The 5,320-nt window shown below is 44.5% G+C and carries 4 protein-coding genes and 2 pseudogenes; 2 read left to right on the top strand and 4 right to left on the bottom strand.

The features are described from left to right. Positions 1–425, top strand: a pseudogene (locus AC3A8L_RS19540) (transposase); the annotation flags it as partial. 292 nt (positions 426–717) lie between these two features. Here the strand turns inward: AC3A8L_RS19540 and AC3A8L_RS19535 are convergent. The 3 genes from AC3A8L_RS19535 to AC3A8L_RS19525 form a co-directional block, all read right to left on the bottom strand. After that, positions 718–3,021, bottom strand: coding sequence for a HAMP domain-containing protein (locus AC3A8L_RS19535; protein WP_487963948.1), 2,304 nt, complete (start codon positions 3,019–3,021; stop codon positions 718–720). 237 nt (positions 3,022–3,258) lie between these two features. Next, entirely contained in the window at positions 3,259–3,681 is a 423-nt protein-coding gene (locus AC3A8L_RS19530) for a type 2 periplasmic-binding domain-containing protein (protein WP_487963947.1), read from the bottom strand. A 9-nt stretch (positions 3,682–3,690) separates the two neighbouring features. After that, the gene (locus AC3A8L_RS19525; RefSeq protein WP_487963946.1) at positions 3,691–4,839 is read right to left on the bottom strand and encodes a porin; all 1,149 of its coding nucleotides are present in this window, start codon (positions 4,837–4,839) and stop codon (positions 3,691–3,693) included. Positions 4,840–4,922: 83 nt separating this feature from the next. Between AC3A8L_RS19525 and AC3A8L_RS19520 the strand changes: the two genes are divergently transcribed. Then, positions 4,923–5,102 (top strand): hypothetical protein, encoded by a 180-nt coding sequence (locus AC3A8L_RS19520; RefSeq protein WP_487963945.1) that lies wholly within the window; start codon positions 4,923–4,925, stop codon positions 5,100–5,102. A 15-nt stretch (positions 5,103–5,117) separates the two neighbouring features. On the opposite strand, the pseudogene AC3A8L_RS19515 reads toward AC3A8L_RS19520, so the two are convergent. Beyond that, positions 5,118–5,320 (bottom strand): annotated as a pseudogene (locus AC3A8L_RS19515) (hypothetical protein); the annotation flags it as partial.

Below are 5,320 nucleotides of genomic sequence, written 5' to 3'. Positions count from 1 at the left end.
TGGCCTACGTTGACCTCAACCCTGTTCGAGCTTGCATGGCTGATACGCCAGAAGCTTCAGGCTTTACCAGTATCAAAGAGCGCATTCATCCCACCTTTAATTTGGCCGCATCAGTTAAGCAACAAACCGCACTTGAATCTATTCGTCATTTCGACTTACCGCTCAAACCATTACTTAAGTTCGAGGGCAACCTAAAGGCTACTGAACAAACAGGCATTATATTTGGCCAAATTGATTATATTAATTTGGTTGACTGGACGGGGCGAATTATCCGCGACGATAAACGTGGTGCAATCAGCGAAAACCTTCCACCGATACTTGCTCGATTAAATACCGACATCGATGCTTGGCTGCTGCAAACACAGCATTTTGAGCAGCACTATCATGCTTTATTCGCTAAGCGCAGGAAAAAGCGCGCCGCTTAGTTCGAAGCGACTTCAATTACAATTCTGCGGCACTAAAAACCATTACTCCTGCACCAACAAATACCCCCAAGGCATTAGCTTTGGGGTTATTGTGCGTTTTGGATCTATGGGCGAGAAGTTTCTTGAAGTAGGGGAGGTCTAGTGTTTTTACTGATTTTTGGCTGTCGTTATTATTTTGGAGTGCCTGTCCTGCATTATTACCTGTCCTGCATTATTTTTTGCTCTGACCACTCTTCTAGCAGCGCCTGTCCCTTTTTATTCTGGCCAGCAGATTTACCAACGGATCTTGCGCCTATTGCAGGTTTACAACCACTGAATCCGGTAGGCTAATGACAAATTCAAAAGGAGTACCAACATTAGCTGGCAAAGTATCCGCCCCCTTAGATGAATGCTTGAGCTCTATGGCGATATCAGCGCCTTGCTCTTTCAGCATCGACCTGACAGCATCCATACCGACACCGCGACCGGAAATATCCGTTACTTGGCCGGCCGTCGATAAATAGGGGCTGAATATAAGCTCAGCCAAATCTTGCGCCTCAATCTCTTGGCCGGCCTGCAAAACGCCTTGTTTATCCGCCTTTTGCCTTATGGCATTGAGGTTCAAACCGCGCCCATCGTCGCTTACGGTAACCACTGCACCGTTGGCTTGTCGTCGCGCCTTTAAGTAAATACTGCCCGACTCTGGCTTTTGCTTCTCAAGGCGCTCCAATGGGGGTTCTATGCCATGATCTAACGCATTTCTAAACAAGTGCATAAATACATTATTCAGCACATCATCAAATTGGTTAAATATTCGCACCTCATCAGCTTCGATATGGACATTCGGTGCTGGCTTTTCAAGCTGCTGAGCAACCGAAGGCAACGATAATATCTGCCCTTGAAGTAAGCTGGCCAAATCCATTGTCCCACAGCTTACCACCTCATTATAAAGTGTCTTTATGTGTCTGCCTTCATCGCCACTACAGAAACCTCGCAAGCGATCAATAAGATTATTAAAAAGAGGACGGGTAAGCTCTATAGCCTCGGCCTGAGCGTTAGATTTGGAAGCCGATAGACTAGAGAGTTTTTCCTCAACTAGTCGATCATAACTAGCAATAACAGCCTTCACTGTAGCAATTTCATCCAGCAAATGTGACTGATTCCAGACTGGCTCTGAAGACGTGCGTAGCTTGTCGTAGGTCGACTCTGCTCTGTGCACTAAATTAGTAATCTGCTCAAAGCCGTAGGTCCTAGCATTGCCCTTGATGGTATGCATGTTAGCAAATAGCGTTCGCACCACTTCATTGTCCCAACCTTCGGTTGCCGACACGAGGGCCTCATTCTTTGCTAGTAACTCTTTTGCATTAGCAGAGAAAGCCTTAAATTTTTGCGGTGTGGCTTGTAGTACTTCACCGATTATCGATAGTTCCTGCTCTTGCTTTCTTGTTTTCTCTTGAATTAAGCGCAACTCAGTAACATCCCTGACCGTCACCATCACCTTATCAACGACACCATCAGCAATGATTGGGTCCCAATCCAGCTCTAACGCTTTTTTACACTCAGGGTTATCCGGCTCACTAATCGAATAGCTTTTCGGCAACAAATGAGAATTGAAGTCCCACATCATCTTCTCACTGGCTAACAACATATTCACTGCCGACTCGGCCTGATCACGCCCATCAACACCGATATCACATTTGGCAAACAGCAAGTCACCATAAGGCTTGCCTGCAACACTATTGGTAGAGAATATTTCTTCCAAATAATGGGCATACTCTTTATGAATAACCCCGTCGCGGGTAATTGTAAATAGACCCTGATGCATATTATGCATCAGGGCCATAAGATCGTTGGTCTTTTCCCTGATATTGGCGAGTAATTGATTAAAATTCTTCGCCAATTCTCCGATTTCATCATTCGAAGTGACCAATACTTCTTTGGTTTCTTTCTCGCCACCGGCGACTATTTCACGAATAGAGCTCGACACATCATCAATTTTCTTCAGAATGATACTCGCGATGGTATGAACCACGAAGCTGAGCAATATCATACTAACAACCCAGATTAATACCCCGTAATTCAGAAGGTCATCATTATTTTCGTTAACAACCTCAATTTTATGCTTGAAGGAATCATTCGCATAGGTAATATATTCCTCAGTCAGCTGTGTAACCTGATCCAAATACTTCTCCTTTTCACCAGCTCTTTCCTTGACAACCTTAAAATCAATGTCCTCTTGAAGCATCTCCCTAGCGATAACGTTCGCAGCCTCGTAATAGCTATCGAAAGCTTCAATAATCCTATGAATATCGTCTTTTCTTTCAACTTCCAATTCGGCAATTGCTCGGAAGCCATCCACCAGCTTGCGAGCAGTATTTTCAGCCGACTCGATATAATCCTGCTCACCCGTTAGGACACCTGTCGTATGTAACTCATCCACTCGATCCAAGCGAACCGAGTTTTCATTCGCTTTTTCCAGTATGGGGTAATAGACATCTTTAGCCTGCGCCAACAACTTAGCATTACTGCTATTTACCCAAAGGTTAAACGCGAGGTAGGCGCCAAAGGCAATGACACTCACTAGCGCGATTGAATATATCTTCCAGCGGATAGACATCAACTTACACCCAAATAATAGAATGAATTAGCAAAATAAGCAGGCCGATCAGGTTTTACACCTTTCTAACTACCTGAAAATACGATCAATAAAAACCCATTGTTCATAACGAAGGTTAATTCATTTAGCAACTAATAAGAGTCAATACCCGAACAGTGATTTAACTCAGTTTACAGGCCCCTTGGCACTCACCGCGCAAAAGAAGCAGTCACTCATTATGAATGACTGAACACCCGATCAGTATGTGTATGCAACGCGCACAGTTGAATCCACTTCAGAGCTAGGGATATAGCCAATCATATTTGGATTAGCCGCGATAAGGTCCTTTACTTCATTAATATCAACCTCTATAGGCGGCGCGTCTTTACCGGTAAAAACCAGCTTTGACCAATAAGCTTTAATTTGGTTGGATGTCTTTGTAAGCACTTTTTTATCAAAACTAACCCTAATATCTTCAGAAATACCAACATTGACCGGCACGGACACCTCTCCACTAGAAAAGGCTTTATCTTTCCCTAGAAATAATCGCTTTACGGTCTCTTTACTGAACTCCGAATTATTTGATGGGTGCACAACAACTGCTGTCTCCGCCATTGTTTTGGCACCAGAAAGACACAAAAGCACCAACGACATCACTGCAATACATTTTTTAATATTCATGACCGGCTCCTAAAAGACTGTAGTAATACCGAGGCGAACAAGCGTTTGATCGTCATCAGTGATTTTATCGGTAAGCCGATTAACATCCAGCTTCAAAGCCAGTAAAGGAGCAAAATCCCATTTCACGCCCAAAACCTGAAAGTCCTGCTCAAGCTCTGAGGTCGCAAAAAGCCCTTGAGTACCAAAAATCAACGGCTCTAAACCAAAGCCTCTTGGTACAATATCTAAAAAGTCCGTTGAAGGTGCTTTTCGGTCAGTTTCGCCGTAGGTTGCGTGCAACAGCACAGGGCCAAAATAGTAACCGCCGCTGACATAGTACTGCTTAATATCATCACTCACGAAGCTACCTTCAATACCCAGTTCGGAATACTCCGCGGCAAATAGGTACTGACCATTATCGTAGGTCACACCTAAATTCAAGAATTCGGCCTCATTGTCTTTGTCATCGATTCTTATCTGGCTACCAAACTGAGGGAATCCGGCCTGCTCCCAGCCCTGCGCTAACTCGTTAACCGCCGTTACGCCCAGGCGAATATCGCTGACCGTGTAAGCCGCTCGCACGTTCAATGAGTCATATCCTAGGCTCCAAGCGAATGAGTAAAGATTGTCCGCCTTAACATCGGCCATTTGGCCTCCACCGATATCGGTTTCGGATGAACTATTACCTAAAACCGCATGAAGGCGCGAATCAAAAATGCCTAAGCGGTGAGTATAAACAACGCCCAAGCCAGACACCGAATCACTGCTTGTAAGATAGAAGACTTCTGGTGGCTCTAACCAGTGATACGCGAAGCTCACATCTAGATAGTCTGAGTAGGCAAAGTAAGGCACCCTCTGTTTACCCGCGAGCACTTTAAAATTTGGATTAACGTCATAACTTAAGTAGGCCCACTCAAAGGTTGGCTCCCAAGCATCTTCTCCTCGCGCCATAATCTGCGCGACGACTTTAGCTTTATCGTTGACCTGGCTCGACACCTGCAAAGCAAGGAGAGACCCCTCCTCGAAATCGATCTCGTCATCTTCAACCTTGAGTGTACCGTCGCTGGATACCATCTTTTCCGCAGCGAGTGTGGCGAACCCTTTAATTTCTACATCCGCAATTAGGCTAGCGCTTTGCATAGCAACAAATAGCCCGATTGCTGCATGAAGGTATCTCATGTTAACTTTCCTCTCGATTAAGAAAACTGCAGTAGTTGTTCATAAACGTTAGTTTAGTTGAGTAAAAGCGCAAGGAAAAAATAATGCAGGACAGGCACTCTCCAAAAAATAAAGACACTCAATATTCAGTAGAAATACTAGACCTCACCTACCTTCATGAATTTTTCGCCCATAGCCCCAAAATACACATTAACCCCAAAGCTAATGCCTTGGGGTTATTTATTGACGCAGGAGTGATGGTTCTTGGTGCCGCAGAATTGTAATTGAAGTCGCTGAGGCTAAGCGGCGCGCTTTTTCCTGCGCTTAGCGAACAAAGTTTGATAGTGTTGTTCAAAATGCTGCGTTTGTAGCAGCCAAGCATCAATATCGATATTTAATCGAGCAAGTATCGGTGGAAGGTTTTCGCTGATTGCACCATAATAATCAAATAATCGAGGACAGGCACTCGTCAAATTGCTGTGTGGGGCATAAAGAACTCCAA

The sequence above is a fragment of the Marinagarivorans sp. genome (assembly GCF_982758155.1).
The sequence above is the reverse complement of the archived record's forward strand: the minus strand, read 5'-3'. Positions and strand labels throughout refer to the sequence as shown.